The organism is Ensifer sesbaniae, assembly GCF_013283665.1.
In the GTDB taxonomy this organism is placed as follows: Bacteria; Pseudomonadota; Alphaproteobacteria; order Rhizobiales; family Rhizobiaceae; genus Ensifer; species Ensifer sesbaniae.
The window spans coordinates 2,006,439-2,020,545 of the sequence record NZ_JABEKU010000002.1 but is presented as its reverse complement, the minus strand read 5'-3'; the positions used below and the strand labels follow the sequence as shown (position 1 = coordinate 2,020,545).

The window sequence follows — 14,107 nt, the reverse complement described above, 5'->3', positions numbered from 1 at the left end:
GGTTGCCCTCGCTGCGGTTCAATTCTTGCGCTTGTTCGCACCGATCAGGGCATCGAGCATCGCAACTTCGTCATCGGTGAGGTCTGTCAGCGGCGTGCGGACCGGACCGGCATTGAAGCCCTGCAGGCGCACACCGGCCTTGATCGCCGAAACCGCATAGCCCTTGCCCCGGTTGCGGATCGCCATGAACGGATAGAAGAAGTCCTTGAGGAGGCGCTCGCAGGTGGCGCGATCGCCGCCGCGAAGGGCGGCGTAAAATTCGTTGGCAAGGCCCGGCACGAAGTTGAAGACGGCCGAAGAATAGGTGGTGAAACCGGCGCCGAGATAGGCCTCGGCAAAGAGCTCGGCGGTCGGCATCCCGCCGAGATACATCAGGCGGTCACCCATCTTGGCCGTGACCTGACGCACGAGACCGATGTCGCCGGTGCCATCCTTGAAGCCGATCAGGTTCGGGCACGCGTCACAGAGCCTGGCCAGCGTGTCGGCCTGCAGCACCGAGTTGTCGCGGTTATAGACCATGACGCCGATGCCGACCGACTGGCAGACCTTCTTCACATGGGCGTAGAGCCCTTCCTGCGGCGCGTCGATCAGATAGTGCGGCAGAAGCAGGATACCATCCGCGCCAACGCGCTCGACCGACCGGGCGATATCGATGGCCATCTCCGTACCGTAACCGCAACCGGAAACGATCGCCGTGTCGCCTGCAACCTCCTTGGCGGCCTGGACGATGCCGGGAATTTCATCGGGCTTCAGCGAGAAGAATTCGCCGGTGCCGCCGGCAGCAAACAGCACCGGCGCCTTGTAGCCGGCCAGCCACTCGACATGCGCCCGATAGCTGTCCGGCGCGAAACGGCCCTCGGCATCAAAATGCGTCACCGGGAAAGAAAGCAGGCCTGATCCAAGAGCGGCCTTGATCTGCGCGGGGGTCATTTCGTGCGGGTCCTCCTCAAAACGCGATGCATCCTACTAAGCAAGTCACGGCATTCGTGTCAATAGGTCATAATACAAGTGATCATACAAGCAAAATTTCCGGCAATCGCGCTTGAAAGCAGGTCTTTCTATCGGCTCTCAGGGCATTCCTCAGCCCGACGCAGAGGCAACATTGACGCGGCTCGTCCATATTGCGTCAACCACATATTATGTGTTAGCCCCTATTGTATGACGGCATATGGCAATGCCGCAACACCGGCTGGCCTTCTGGAGGAAAGAGGAAATGGAACGGCTTCTGATCACCGGCGCGGCGGGGCAGCTCGGCCGCGTCATGCGCAAGAAACTTGCGCCGCTGGCGACCTTGATCCGACTTTCCGACCGGTCGCCGCTCGATCCGCCAAGCGAAAACGAAGAGTGCATTCAATGCGATCTCGCCGATGCCGCGGGCGTCCATGACCTGGTCGCCGGTTGCGACGCCATCCTGCATCTCGGCGGCATCTCGGTCGAGCGGCCGTTCTCCGAAATCCTCGACGGCAACATCCTCGGCCTCTACAATCTCTACGAGGCGGCCCGTGCGAACGGCAGACCACGCATTCTCTTCGCCAGCACCAACCACACGATCGGCTTTTACCCGCAAAACGAGCGGCTGGGTCCGAACGCGCCCTACCGCCCTGATGGGCTCTACGGCGTCTCGAAGTGTTTCGGTGAAGCGCTTGCCCGCATGTATTTCGAGAAGTTCGGGCAGGAGACGGCACTTGTCCGCATCGGTTCCTGCATGCCTGAACCGACCAACTACCGCATGCTCTCCACCTGGCTCTCGCATGACGACTTCGCCTCGATGATCGAAGCGGTGTTCCGCGTGCCGGTCCTTGGCTGCCCGGTCATCTGGGGCGCTTCCGCAAACGACGCCGGATGGTGGGACAACGCCCATGTTTCCTGGCTCGGCTGGCGACCGAAGGATAACGCGGAGGTTTTCCGCGAGAAGATTGCCGCAAACACGCCGAAACCGAGACCGGAGGATTCCCTGGCGCGGTTTCAGGGCGGCGCCTTTGTCGATGATCCGATTTTCAAGGACTAAGCGGATGTGCTTTGCCGCCCCATGGATTGCACTGCCGATCGCCAATGGCGTATCCAGAAGCCTTCGTTAAATTACGGAATTGGCCCCATGACCAATGCAACCGCATCCGAGACCGCCGCCCCTCCAGGCAAGACACTGGTGGCGAAGGTGACGGATGCACTCAGCAGCCAGATCGCCGGCGGCCATTACAAGCCGGGAGACCGCCTGCCGTCCGAGGCCCAACTGACCCAAGAGTTCGGCGTCAGCCGCACCGTGGTGCGTGAGGCGATTGCGGCACTCCGCTCCGGCGGACTGGTCGAGGCGAGACACGGCATTGGCGTCTTCGTGCTGGAGCCGACCCCGGTCGCTCCCTTGCCTTTCCATGGCGTCGACCTCGCGCGCGTCTCCTCGCTAATCGAAATGCTGGAGCTCAGAACCGCAGTCGAAGGCGATGCCGCCGCCCTCGCCGCCCTTCGCCGCTCGCCGGCGCAGGAGGAGAAGATCGTCGAAGCCTTCGACAGCTTCTGTGCGAGCGCCGCCGAGGGACGTCCAACCGCCGAAGCCGATTTCAGTTTCCATCTCGCGATTGCCCAGGCGACCAACAATCCGCGCTTCAGCGAGTTCCTGCAGATGTTGGGTCCGGCGCTTATTCCCCGCCGCGCGGTTTCCGAGAGTGGCGAGGAGACCGTACTGGCGTCGGCAGAGCTGAGCCGATTGATCTCTGAGCACGAGGCCATCCTCATCGCAATTCAGGATGGCGACGAGGAACAGGCGCGCAGCGCCATGCGCCAGCACCTCAAGAACAGCCAGGTGCGATATCGCTCGATGTTGCGCGCGGCCCGCTGAGCGGCCGGGCGGCGGCCGCGCTCAGGCACGACCAAGCCGGCGTATGTTGCTTGCAAGCTCGGCCGCCAGGCGAAGCGCTGCCGCCGTCGCACCGGCCATCTGCGGCATGATCAGCCATTCGAGCGTCCAGGCGGCACCGGAGCGTTCCTGCTCGTGGATCAACGCCTGGTGCATGCCGGAGAGCTGGGTCGCGTTGAAACGCGCCAAGGACACCAGAACCTCCGCCGCCACGGGGTTCTGCTTGTGCGGCATCGCCGAGGAACCACCGCCACCGGCAAGTTCGATCTCGTCACCCTGCTGCGCCATCAGCGCGATATCCTGGCCGAACTTACCCAGGCTGCCGGTCATCAGCGATAGCGCATTGGCAAAATCCGCCACTTCCGAGCGCTGACTGTGCCATTGCGGAAAATCGGCGAGTCCCAGTTCTTCCGCAAGCGTGGCGCGCACGTCATCTGCCCGGTCATCGAGTTTTTCGAGCGTTCCTGCAGCACCGCCGAACTGAACGGCGAAGAGGTCGCGGTCCATCGCTTCCAGCCGGTCCTTGTGGTCAAGCAGCGGCTCGATCCAGCTGCGCAGCCGGTCGGATACGGTGATCGGGATCGCCGCCTGCATCCGGGTCCGCCCCATCAGCGAACGCTCACCCCACTCGTTGTCGCACTCCTCGAGCACCGAAACGACATTGCCGAGGCGCACGGCGAAAAGCTCGGCGATCGCCTTCATGCGCAACATCAGGCTGGTATCGACGACATCCTGGCTGGTGGCGCCGTAATGCACATAGTCCGCAACCTCGCCACCGACGGCGGCGCGCAATTGCCGGACGAGTTCCGGCACAACCACCCCATCCACACCCATGGCGCGTTTGAGCGCGATGACATCGGGCGAGAAAGCGCGACAGGCCCCGGTGATCCGGTCGGCGGCGCTTGCCGGGATGATGCCGTGCACGGCTTCCGCCCGTGCAAGCGCCGCCTCGAAGGCGAGCATCGCACGGATATCGGCGGAGGCCGAAAACTCGGCGGCAACCGCCTCATCACCCAGGAGACCGGAAAGATAAGGATGGTCGAAGGCGGAATAGGTCATGGTTTCCCCGTTTCTGTTTGCCGAACGAAATGCCACCTGCTGCATGGCGCGCGCTATTCTTCGCCCCATGTCCAGGCGTGACATTCCTGTTCAGATGTCGAGGAACACCGTTTCCTTCTCACCTTGCAGGTGAATGTCAAAAACATAATTAGGCGCCGCTCCGGTCGCGACAAGCGTCGCAACACGATGGCGATGTTCTATTCGCGCAAGCAACGGATCGGCGGCATTGGCCTCGGCTTCTTCGGGAAAATACATGCGTGTGTGCAGCCCGACATTGATGCCGCGCGCAACGATCCAGAAGGTGATGTGCGGCGCCATCGGCCGGCCGTCCTTGAAAGGCACGCGCCCCGGCTTTACGGTCTCGAAGGTGAAGACACCGTCGTCCGCGGCGGTCGGACAGCGTCCCCAGCCGGTAAAATTCGGATCTGCCGAACCGCGCAGCTCGGTTGGCGAGTTATAGAGACCCACCGCATCCGCCTGCCAGATCTCGACGAGCGCGTCCTTCAGCGGCGTGCCCGCGCCATCAATCACGCGGCCAGTAATGGTGATACGCTCGCCAAGCGTCTGCTCGTTCACCATCCGTGCGCCGAGATCCGTTTCATAAACGCCGCCGATGCCGCAGAAGTTCGGGGTCAGGCCGATATGCACATAGGGGCCGGCCGTCTGTGACGGCGTTTCCTTGAGGTAGCCGAGTTGCTGAACCATCAGTTGCCCTCCAGCCGGTTCTCGAACAGCGTCGAGCGGCGTCCGCGCAGCACGATGTCGAACTTGTAGGCACGCGCGTCGAACGGGATCGTGTTCGCCCAGTCGAGCGGCGCGATCAATTGTTCGATCGCCTGGCGATCGGGAATCGTATTGACGATCGGACACTTCCAGATCATCGGGTCGCCCTCGAAGTACATCTGAGTAATCAGGCGCTGCGCGAAGCCGTGGCCGAAGACCGAGAAATGGATGTGGGCCGGACGCCAGTCGTTGACGCCGTTCGGCCAGGGATAGGGGCCAGGCTTGATCGTGCGGAAGGAATAAAAGCCCTCGTCGTCGGTGATCGTGCGGCCGCAGCCGCCGAAATTCGGGTCGAGCGGCGCAAGGTAGCTTTCCTTCTTATGGCGATAACGGCCACCGGCATTGGCCTGCCAGAATTCGAGCAGCGCCCCCGGCACTGCGCACCCGCGCTCGTCGAGCACGCGGCCATGCACGATGATGCGCTCGCCGATGGCGCTTTCCCCTGGCCTGGCGAAATTGTGGATCAAGTCGTTGTCGAGCTCGCCGATGACAGAATGGCCGAAGACCGGGCCGGTGATTTCCGAGATCGTACCGTCGAGCGACAGGAGTGCCTTTTGCGGCGAGCGCAAAACCGAGGTTTTGTAGCCCGGTGTCAGCGCCGGCGCGTGCCATTGGCGGTCACGCGGGAAAAAGGCGCCGGTCTCCGGCTTCCTGTTCGTTCTGTCAGGCATCATCTTCTCCCGTCAGGCAGCCTTGCCGCCATCGATCTCGGCAAAGACCTGCTTGGCGATCTTGATTGCGTGATTGGCCGCCGGCACGCCGGCATAAATCGCCACATGCAGCAGCGCTTCGCAGATATCCTCGCGGCTTGCGCCCGTATTACTCGTCGCCCGCACATGCATCGCCACCTCGTCATCCTGGCCGAGGGCTGCGAGCAGCGCGATCGTTACGATCGAGCGCTCGCGCTTCGTCCAAGTCGGACGCGACCAGACATGACCCCAGGCCGCTTCGGTGATCAGTTCCTGAAAGGGGCGGTCGAATTCGGTGGAAACCGACTGCGTCCGATCCACGTGATCGTCGCCGAGCACGGCCCGGCGCGTGGCCATGCCCTGGCGATAGCGATCGGAGGGCGCAGAGGCGTCATTCATGGGTCTTGTCTCCATGCATTGCGATTTCGAAGAAGGCGCGCAACACCGCGGTCAGCGCCTCCGGGTTTTCGACGCAGGGAATATGACCTGCATCGCGAATGACTTCGTATCGCGCACCGGGAATGAGGCGAGCTGTGGCGAGCACGACATCCGGCGGCGTCGAACCGTCCTGGTCGCCAACGACGCAGAGCGTCGGCACCGCGATGCGGGCGGCGGCCTCCGTGTAGTCGGCGTCGCGGATCGCGGCACAAGTGGCCAAGTATCCGGTCACCGGCTGGCGCACCAGCATGTTGCGATAGCCGGCATAGGCGGTGTTTTCGGGCCGGCGGAAGGCCGGCGTGAACCAGCGTTCGAGCACACTGTCGGCGATCCCTTCGATACCATGTTCCTCGATGGCGGCGATGCGCGCCGCCCACATCTCGGCGGTACCGATCTTGTGCGCCGTGTCACAGAGAACCAGCGCACGCACGAGATCGGGTCGGCGCTGGTAGAGCGACTGCGCAATCAGGCCGCCGACGGAGAGGCCGCAGACGATCGCCTGCTTGACCGAAAGCATGTCGAGCAGGCCGGCAAGGTCGTTGGCATGATCCTCGATCGCATAGGGCGTCGGCCCGATATCCGAAAGGCCATGGCCGCGCTTGTCATAGAGGACAATGGCATAGTCTCCGGCGAGCCGAACGACGACGTCGCGCCAGATGCGAAAATCCGTGCCGAGCGAATTGGCAAAAACCAGCACCGGCCGGTCGCCGGTCGCGCCGATCACCTGGCAGTGAATCGTGATGTCGTTGATGCGGGCAAATTGCACGGGCTCTCTCCTCCGTCACCAAATTGGATATTTAATCTGGTTAGGTAAAATGATATTTCATGGCCTTTCATTAACTTGAGGGTTATGAATTCCATGATCGACGCCCGGGTCAAGTTTCGCCATCTGCAGACTTTTGTCGAGGTCTCCCGGCAGAAGAGCGTGATGAAGGCGGCGGAACTGCTGCATGTCAGCCAGCCGGCCGTAACCAAGACGATCCGTGAGCTCGAAGAGGTGCTTGGCGTCGCGGTTTTCGAGCGTGATGGGCGCGGCATCAAGATAACACGTTACGGCGAGGTATTCCTGCGCCACGCCGGTGCGGCACTGACGGCGCTGCGGCAAGGGCTCGATTCCGTTTCGCAGGAGCGCGCTGGCGACGGAGTACCCGTCCGGGTCGGGGCGCTGCCGACGGTCTCGACACGGATCATGCCGCACGCCATGACGCTCTTCCTCAAAGAGGATACCGGTGCGCGCATCAAGATCGTCACCGGCGACAACGCCGTGCTTCTCGAACAGTTGCGCGTCGGCGATCTCGATCTCGTCGTCGGGCGACTTGCGGCACCGGACAAGATGACCGGCTTTTCCTTCGAGCATCTCTATTCGGAGCAGGTGGTCTTTGCCGTCCGAGCCGGGCATCCGTTGCTGTCCGGAACCCACTCCGCCTTTGTGCGGCTCGCCGATTTCCCGGTACTGATGCCGACACGCGCCTCGATCATCCGCCCCTTCGTCGAGCGCTTCCTCATCACCAATGGCATCGCCAACCTGCCGAACCAGATCGAGACCGTCTCCGATGCCTTCGGCCGCGCCTTCGTCCGGGCAAGCGACGCGATCTGGATCATCTCCGCCGGCGTCGTCGCGGCCGATGTCGACGACGGCACAATCGCGATCCTTCCGATCGATACCAGCGAAACGAAGGGGCCGGTTGGCCTTACCATGCGTGCCGACGCGGCGCCAACGCTCGCCCTCTCGCTGCTGATGCAGACCATTCGCGAAGCGGCGACGGCGGTCTCGGCCAAGCTCTAGCGGTCCGGCGGCGGCGGCTGCACCACGGAGGCGACAGCAGCGAGCCGTTTCCTGATCCAAGCGACGGGCCGACAAGCCCGCTTGCCATCATCTCGCGCCGGCAACCGCTCCGACATTCATTATACGGCTGCTGCTCCGCAACCCGGCGGCCTGCACCAGCGGATAGCCGGCGGCTGCGATATCGGAGTTGGTCCGGTGGAGATCGCGCACGAGATCAATGAATGGGGCGTTGTCTCTGGCGCCGGCCGCCGTGTCCGCATGCTCGCCGCCAAGACGCCGGCGCACAATCTCATCTTCAAGCTCGCGGAATCGGTCCTTTTGTGCCGCCAGCCGCGATGCAGCCGCAACATCCTTGAACGAGAGTGCCGCAGGCAGCAATGTCAACGAGACCACGATTACCTCCGAAAGCGCGTCGATCGACTCGCGCTCAGTTGATGCCGGAAGGTTTCGGGTGTGAGCGCGCGCCGCTGGATGACCGACACCGCGATCAATGCGTGCGAAGCTGCGCACGAGGGAGGAGTCAATGAAGTCGTCCCGGAGATCGTGTTCCGAAATCGCCTTCCGGCCGAGTATCTTTCCTATCTCAAGGGCGTCGAACGCACCGATAGCTACACGATCCGCTACCAGGGCGACGACATGGTCGACGTCTCGCGCTTCACCGAGTTTGTAGTCGGCTACAATGAAGCCCAATCATTGCCGCGCCGTCGAAAACGTGCGGTCGGCGAGCCGCGGCAGCATCAGCCGGAAGGCGACGCTGCGGGCGCTTTGGAACAGGATCAGTGCGATCCACAAGCCGTCATTGCCGAACACGGGCTGCAGGATCGCCCAGGCGGCAAAATAGATCGCCAGTGACGCGACCATCAGGTTTCGCATCTGTTTCGACCACGTAGCGCCGATATAGACGCCGTCCATCTGGAAGGCGACGATGCCGAAGATCGGGAGAGCTGCGACATAGGGCAGGTAAGTATGCGCAAGCGCGGACACGCTCTCCGTCGGGGCGGTGATGCCGATCACCCAGTCGCCGGCCGCAAGCAGTGATAGCGCGACGATCCCGGCAAAGATCAAGCCCCACATCGTGGTCAAGCCGACAGCCCGGTCGAAGGCCGGCCGGTAGCGCGCGCCGACGGCCCGGCCGGCCAGTTGCTCTGCCGCCGTTGCCACCCCGTCGAGAAAGGCGACACCGAAGAAATAGAACCGCAGCAGGATCGTATTGGCCGCGAGGATCTCGATGCCGAGCATGCCGCTCTGGCGGGTGAAGAAGGAGAGACCGATCAGAAGCGCGAAGGACCGGATCATCATGTCGCCGTTAACCGAGAAGGCGCGACGAAAGGCGGTAAGATCCGGCGGGTTCCAGGCGGTCCGGTCGGTCTTTGTCCAGATGAGATAGAGCCCCGCCAGCGCCGTGACAGCCTCCGCCACCAACGAAGCCGCCGCAACGCCCGCCACGCCCCAGCCAAGGACGAGGGCCCAATGGACACTCAAGCCGGCGTTCAATGCATTGAGCAGGGTTTGCAGGATCATGCCCCAGAGCGCATCGCCGCGCCCGATGATCCAGCCGAAGACCACGAAATTGAACAGAACGAAGGGCGCAGACCACACGCGCCAGGCGAAATAGGTGGCGGCCGCCTCGGCCATTTTCCCCTCTGCTCCCATGACGGCAAGACCGAGTGCGCCGATCGGCTTTTGAAGCAGAAGCAACGCCAACCCCGCCACCAGCGCGATGATGAGCCCGCTTGCGAGCATGCGCTGCTCTTCGCGTCGATCACCGGCGCCGAGCGCCTGGGCGGTAAAGCCCGTGGTCGCGCCGCGCAGGAAATTGAAAGTGACGAAGATGACGTCGAAGATGACGGTGGAAAGCGCCACGCCGCCGATCAGGGTCTCGTCACGCAGTTGGCCGATAACGCCGGTTGCGACGAGCCCGACCAGCGGGCTCGACAGATAGGCGACCATCATCGGCAGCGCGATGCGGAGCACGTCGCGATGCGCGATGTCGAAGGGGCGGATCGTCATCGCAGTATGGTGGCAGGGCGCGTGTTTCACTCAATCCAGCCGGTGTGGTTCGCCGAGCGTATGCATTAGGCGGTTGGCCCAGCCGAAGATCGCAACCGCATGGATGAGATCGAGGATCTGGAGGTCGTCGAGGCCTATCTCGCGCAGATGGTAGAACTGGTAGGCGCCGACATTGTCCGGGTGAGCCGTCAGGTCGACGCCGAAATTGAACAGCGCCTGCTCGAACTCCGGCAGGTTCGCGTCGAGGCCGCTGCCATAGATCTCGTCCACCACCTCCGGCCGCTTTTCGAGCTGGATGTAGCGCGCGGCATGGACCGAAGCGCAGTAGATACAGCGGTTGACGAAGGACGCGGCAAGCGCACCAATCTCGCGACCGCCGCGGGAGAGACCGCCCTCGCTATACATGATGTCGTTGAAGAGCGGCGTGCGCTCCTTCAAGGTTTCCGGCTCGTTGGCAAGAACCAGCACATAGTCCGAGATTTTCTTGTTGGAAGGCGTAATCTTCAGCGCGTCGAGCTGTTCGGCGGTCGCCGTATCGACATCGACCGGCTTGACATAGGGCTTCCAGTCGAGCGCTTCGACGGTGAATTCGTGCACGGCTTGAGACATGTCAGTTATCCCTCAGCATCTTGAGGCCAGCCACCACCAGCACCTGATAGTTCACGAAGGCGATAAGCCCGGCGAGTGTGACGATGTCCCGGTCGTCGAGGCCGGCTGCAAGAAGCTTTTCGATATGGGCGCGCGTCGCCTCCTTTGGTGAAAGCGTGACCAGGTCGACATGGGCGAGAATCGCCTGAAGGCGGGGATCTTCGGTGCCGTTGCCAGGATCGGCAATCGACGCCAACCCCGAGCCCTCCTCCTCGCGTTCGAGCAGCGCCCGGAAATGCGCGGCAAGTTCCTGCGACTTCCAGAGTGCCGCCATACGCGCGGCAAGTGCCGCCCTCAGCGCATAGGAGAAGTTGCGCGGCTCGGCGGGGCGAAGGGCTGCCTGATAGCTCGTCTGGCTCAAGTGTTTCAGTTTCGCCCGTTGCTCGCGCAGCGCCTGCAGATCGGGAAAGCGATCGAGCCCGAGCACGGTGTCGATCACGTCATTTGTCGATGGTGAGGTCATTGTTTTTCCAGTCCTCTGAAATGAGGTTCATGCCGTCTTCTGTGCCGGCCTCGGCGCATCCGCATCCACCCATTCGGTCCCGTCGAGCTCCGGCTTTTCGTAGGCGATCAGCGCTTCCCAATGGTAGTCGACGTCGCGAATGAAGAGCGAGGCGGCAACCCCGCGCGCCAGCCAGAGAGCGCCTTCGCTGATGGCGGGGATGTCGCCGCTGACCTTGCCGACGCTGACGGAGGCACCGTAGTTGAAGCAATGGATGTCCTTCAGCCAGGGTGCCGTTCCGGGCTCCTTCTCGGTGAAGGAGAAATCCGCGTTCAGCCAGGGGAAGCGCCCGAGTCCAGGGTTTTCTTCGCCCGGCGGCGGCGCATAGCGATCCTCCCAGCAGGCGATCCGGTCCTGATAGGGGGCAAGCTCGCTACGGCTCAGCGGATCGATCGAGAAACCGGTGCCGAGGATGACGAAATCAGTGCGGAAGATGCGACCGTTGGTGGTGGTGATCACGACCTCGCCGCTCTCCTCCTTCATCGAGCGGATGCCACAGCCGAAATGGAAGTAGGCGTTCGGATGCCGGCTGACACGCAGCGTCGAATTGTGCGGCGCCGGCGTCTGCTGCTTGGCCGCATAGTCCATCAGCCGCCAGCGCCATTCCGGAGAAATCTCGGCAAAGCCTGCGGTGACGCCATAGGAGCCGATGCCCATCAGCTTGTTGACGGTCGGCATTTCCTTGCGGCGGGCGAGAAGCCGCACCTCTCCTGCCCCCTGCTCCAGGGCCTCGGCCGCATTATCCACCGCCGAAGCGCCGACGCCGATGACGACGACACGCTTGCCCTTCAGACGAATGAAGTCGATGTCGTCGGCCGAATGCGCCCAGGACCTGTGCCGCTCCATTCCCTTGACGAAGTCGGGAATGGTCGGCTCGCCGAGCCCGTCGCGGCCGGTCGCCATCACCAGCTTGCGGGTGATGATCGCAGGCTTCGCGCCGCCGGCGATTTCAAGCTCCAGCAGACCGTCGGTGCGCGGCACGATGCGGGTGACATGGGTATCGTTTTCGACCGGAACATCCATGACCTCGCGATACCAGCGCAGGTAATCCATCCACATCGGCCGCGGGATACGGAACAGTTCGTCCCATTCCGCTTCGCCATTAAGTGCTGTGAACCAGGCGCGAAAGCTGAGCGAGGCAATGCCCAGCGCCGGGCCGAGAAGGATCTTCGGCGAGCGCAGCGTCTCCATGCGCGCATAGGTAACCCAGGGCCCCTCGAAACCCTTCGGCGCACGATCGACGATGCGCAGATTGGCAATGCCGGCGCGCGTAAGCGCATGCCAGGCAACGAGCCCGCACATACCGCCGCCGATCACCACCACGTCGCTCACGGCATCGCCCGCCGCCGTCGTCACAGGCTTCGACCAGTTGGCCGGCGGATAGTTGAGATAGCTCAGATCCTGCCTTACCCGCGCATTGAGCTCGGCAAGCCGCTGCTTGTGTTGACTGTCGGTCATCCCCGGTCTCCCATTCATTGCGCCAGCAGGACGGCGTCGCTGTCGCGCCAACCCACCCAGACGTCGTCTCCTTCGACATGTGAAAGTGCCACCGGGTCGATCTGCGCCAAGAGCGTGCTCCCGTTGTCGAGCGTGACGGTCAGCGACGTGTGGGCGCCCTTGAAGACGCGCTGGTTGATACGCGCCTTCAGCGACGGGCGATCTTCGGGCTTGCGCGACAGGCAGAAAACCGCCTCCGGACGCAGCGCCAGGGTGACATGGTGTCCCGGGATCGGCGCCGTGCCGTTCACGTCCGCGTTCACGACGTTGCCGCGCCACTGGACCGCGGCGATCCCGCCCGACACCGATACGACCGTGCTCTCGAGAAAATTGCTCTGGCCAATGAAGTTCGCGACGAAGCGGCTGCGTGGCCGGGCATAAAGCTCGTCCGGTCCGCCCATCTGCTCGATCCTGCCCTTGTTCATCACAACGATGACATCGGACATGGTGAGCGCCTCTTCCTGGTCATGGGTGACGAAGATGAAGGTCTTGCCGGTCTTCTTTTGGATCGATTTGAGCTCGATCTGCATCTGCTGGCGCAGCTTGGCGTCGAGCGCCGAAAGCGGCTCGTCGAGGAGCAGCACGTTCGGATCGGGCGCCAACGCCCGCATCAACGCTACGCGCTGGCGCTGTCCGCCGGAGAGCTGCGCCGGCATGCGCTCGGCATGGTCCTCAAGCGAGACAAGAGAGAGAAGCTCGGTGACCCGCCTGTGGATCGCGGCACTTTCCATGCCCTTCAGCTCCAGACCGAAGGCGATGTTGCGGCCGACCGTCAGGTGCGGGAAGAGCGCATAATCCTGGAAGACGATGTTGACGTTGCGCTTGTTCGGCGGCAGGTGCGAAATCGGCTTGCCTTCAAGGTAGATTTCCCCCGACGTCGGGCTGTCGAAACCGCCGAGCATGCGCAGCGTCGTCGACTTGCCGCAGCCTGAAGGGCCGAGCAGCGTGACGAACTGGCCCGGCGCGATCGAAAGATCGAGATCATCGACAGCGGTAAGCGCTCCATAGGACTTGTTGACGTTCTTGAAATGGACGACAGGTTGCATTCGCGTCAGCTCCTGGAACGGCGGGTGAAATGCTCGGCGTAAAGGCCGATGGCGGTGGTAACGACGAGCACGATGGTCGCCATGGCGTTGATTTCCGGCGACATGCCACCTTGCACCTTGGCGAAGATCAGCATGGGCAGCGTCGGCTGGTAGCCGCCGAGGAAGAAAGTGCGGACGAAGTCGTCGATGCTGGTCAGCACGCAGAAGATCATGCCGCCGAAGAGCGCCGGCATCAGATAGGGGATGGTGACGCGCAGGAAGGCGATGAAGGGGTCGGCCCCGAGATCGCGCGCCGCGTCCACCAAATTGGCAGGCATCGAACGCAGCCGCGTCAGAACCATGATGACGACAAAGGGGACGGCATGAACCGTATGCGCGAGGATGATTGCGAAGGTTCCGGTCGGAATGTCAACGGCACGGATGAAGATGCGCATCGAGATCGCGTTGATCAGCCCCGGCACGACGGCGGGCAGACAGGCAAGCGCGAAGATCACCGCCTTGCCCCAGATGTTTTCCGCCGACACGAGAAGCGCGATCCAGACGCCGATGATCGTCGCCGAGACCGTGGTGGCGAGCGCGATGCCGATCGAATAGAGCGAGGCTTCGAGGAACTGCTTGTCCTGGACCACCTTGCTATACCAGGAAAGCGTCCAGTTGCCGATCGGGAAGGCGATGAAGTTCGCGTCCTTGAAACTCATCGCCGTCATCAGCGCCAGCGGCAAGACCAGATAGACGGCGAAGATCCAGTAGGAGGCGCCGAGCGCGGATTTCGGAAGGTCATTGAAATAATTCCGCATC

General features: G+C 62.8%; 16 protein-coding genes. 3 read left to right on the top strand and 13 right to left on the bottom strand.

The features are described 5' to 3' along the window. Window positions 1–18: 18 nt before the first annotated feature. Entirely contained in the window at window positions 19–930 is a 912-nt protein-coding gene (gene kdgD / locus BHMPCIPO_RS27145) for a 5-dehydro-4-deoxyglucarate dehydratase (RefSeq protein WP_173519827.1), read from the bottom strand. 283 nt (window positions 931–1,213) lie between these two features. Between kdgD and BHMPCIPO_RS27140 the strand changes: the two genes are divergently transcribed. Continuing rightward, on the top strand, window positions 1,214–2,008 hold the full coding sequence (locus tag BHMPCIPO_RS27140; RefSeq protein WP_173519826.1) for an NAD-dependent epimerase/dehydratase family protein: 795 nt from the start codon (window positions 1,214–1,216) through the stop codon (window positions 2,006–2,008). A gap of 87 nt (window positions 2,009–2,095) precedes the next feature. After that, entirely contained in the window at window positions 2,096–2,833 is a 738-nt protein-coding gene (locus BHMPCIPO_RS27135) for a FadR/GntR family transcriptional regulator (RefSeq protein ID WP_173519825.1), read from the top strand. Window positions 2,834–2,854: 21 nt separating this feature from the next. Here BHMPCIPO_RS27135 and BHMPCIPO_RS27130 read toward each other — a convergent pair whose 3' ends face one another. From BHMPCIPO_RS27130 to pcaD, 5 genes are all read right to left on the bottom strand, one after another. Further along, complete coding sequence (locus BHMPCIPO_RS27130; RefSeq protein WP_173519824.1) at window positions 2,855–3,910, bottom strand: 3-carboxy-cis,cis-muconate cycloisomerase; 1,056 nt, start codon at window positions 3,908–3,910, stop codon at window positions 2,855–2,857. A gap of 90 nt (window positions 3,911–4,000) precedes the next feature. Then, window positions 4,001–4,615 carry a protocatechuate 3,4-dioxygenase subunit alpha gene (gene pcaG / locus BHMPCIPO_RS27125; protein WP_173519823.1) on the bottom strand — a complete coding sequence of 205 codons (615 nt, stop codon included), beginning with the start codon at window positions 4,613–4,615 and terminating at the stop codon, window positions 4,001–4,003. Next, complete coding sequence (gene pcaH / locus BHMPCIPO_RS27120; protein ID WP_173519822.1) at window positions 4,615–5,364, bottom strand: protocatechuate 3,4-dioxygenase subunit beta; 750 nt, start codon at window positions 5,362–5,364, stop codon at window positions 4,615–4,617. The genes pcaG and pcaH overlap by 1 nt, the downstream gene beginning before the upstream one ends. Window positions 5,365–5,376: 12 nt before the next feature. Then, on the bottom strand, window positions 5,377–5,781 hold the full coding sequence (pcaC, locus tag BHMPCIPO_RS27115; RefSeq protein WP_173519821.1) for a 4-carboxymuconolactone decarboxylase: 405 nt from the start codon (window positions 5,779–5,781) through the stop codon (window positions 5,377–5,379). Beyond that, complete coding sequence (gene pcaD / locus BHMPCIPO_RS27110) at window positions 5,774–6,586, bottom strand: 3-oxoadipate enol-lactonase (RefSeq protein ID WP_173519820.1); 813 nt, start codon at window positions 6,584–6,586, stop codon at window positions 5,774–5,776. The genes pcaC and pcaD overlap by 8 nt, the downstream gene beginning before the upstream one ends. A 93-nt stretch (window positions 6,587–6,679) precedes the next feature. On the opposite strand from pcaD, the gene pcaQ reads away from it, so the two are divergent. Further along, window positions 6,680–7,606 (top strand): pca operon transcription factor PcaQ, encoded by a 927-nt coding sequence (gene pcaQ / locus BHMPCIPO_RS27105; RefSeq protein WP_173519819.1) that lies wholly within the window; start codon window positions 6,680–6,682, stop codon window positions 7,604–7,606. An 87-nt stretch (window positions 7,607–7,693) separates the two neighbouring features. On the opposite strand, the gene BHMPCIPO_RS27100 is transcribed toward pcaQ, so the two are convergent. The 7 genes from BHMPCIPO_RS27100 to BHMPCIPO_RS27070 are packed head-to-tail and all read right to left on the bottom strand — an operon-like array spanning window position 7,694 to window position 14,106. Next, window positions 7,694–8,296: a hypothetical protein gene (locus BHMPCIPO_RS27100; protein WP_173519818.1), complete on the bottom strand. Its 603-nt coding sequence runs from the start codon at window positions 8,294–8,296 to the stop codon at window positions 7,694–7,696. After that, window positions 8,297–9,616 carry an MATE family efflux transporter gene (locus tag BHMPCIPO_RS27095; protein ID WP_173519817.1) on the bottom strand — a complete coding sequence of 440 codons (1,320 nt, stop codon included), beginning with the start codon at window positions 9,614–9,616 and terminating at the stop codon, window positions 8,297–8,299. Window positions 9,617–9,646: 30 nt separating this feature from the next. Next, entirely contained in the window at window positions 9,647–10,225 is a 579-nt protein-coding gene (locus BHMPCIPO_RS27090) for a peroxidase-related enzyme (RefSeq protein WP_173519816.1), read from the bottom strand. Window position 10,226: 1 nt separating this feature from the next. After that, a complete protein-coding gene (locus BHMPCIPO_RS27085; protein ID WP_173519815.1) occupies window positions 10,227–10,727 on the bottom strand; it encodes a CMD domain-containing protein in 501 nt (166 codons plus the stop codon). A gap of 27 nt (window positions 10,728–10,754) precedes the next feature. Beyond that, a complete protein-coding gene (locus BHMPCIPO_RS27080) occupies window positions 10,755–12,224 on the bottom strand; it encodes an NAD(P)-binding domain-containing protein (protein WP_173519814.1) in 1,470 nt (489 codons plus the stop codon). Window positions 12,225–12,238: 14 nt separating this feature from the next. Further along, the gene (locus BHMPCIPO_RS27075; RefSeq protein WP_173519813.1) at window positions 12,239–13,309 is read right to left on the bottom strand and encodes an ABC transporter ATP-binding protein; all 1,071 of its coding nucleotides are present in this window, start codon (window positions 13,307–13,309) and stop codon (window positions 12,239–12,241) included. Window positions 13,310–13,314: 5 nt separating this feature from the next. Continuing rightward, window positions 13,315–14,106, bottom strand: a complete 792-nt coding sequence (locus BHMPCIPO_RS27070; RefSeq protein ID WP_173519812.1) for an ABC transporter permease — start codon at window positions 14,104–14,106, stop codon at window positions 13,315–13,317. Window position 14,107: the final 1 nt, after the last annotated feature.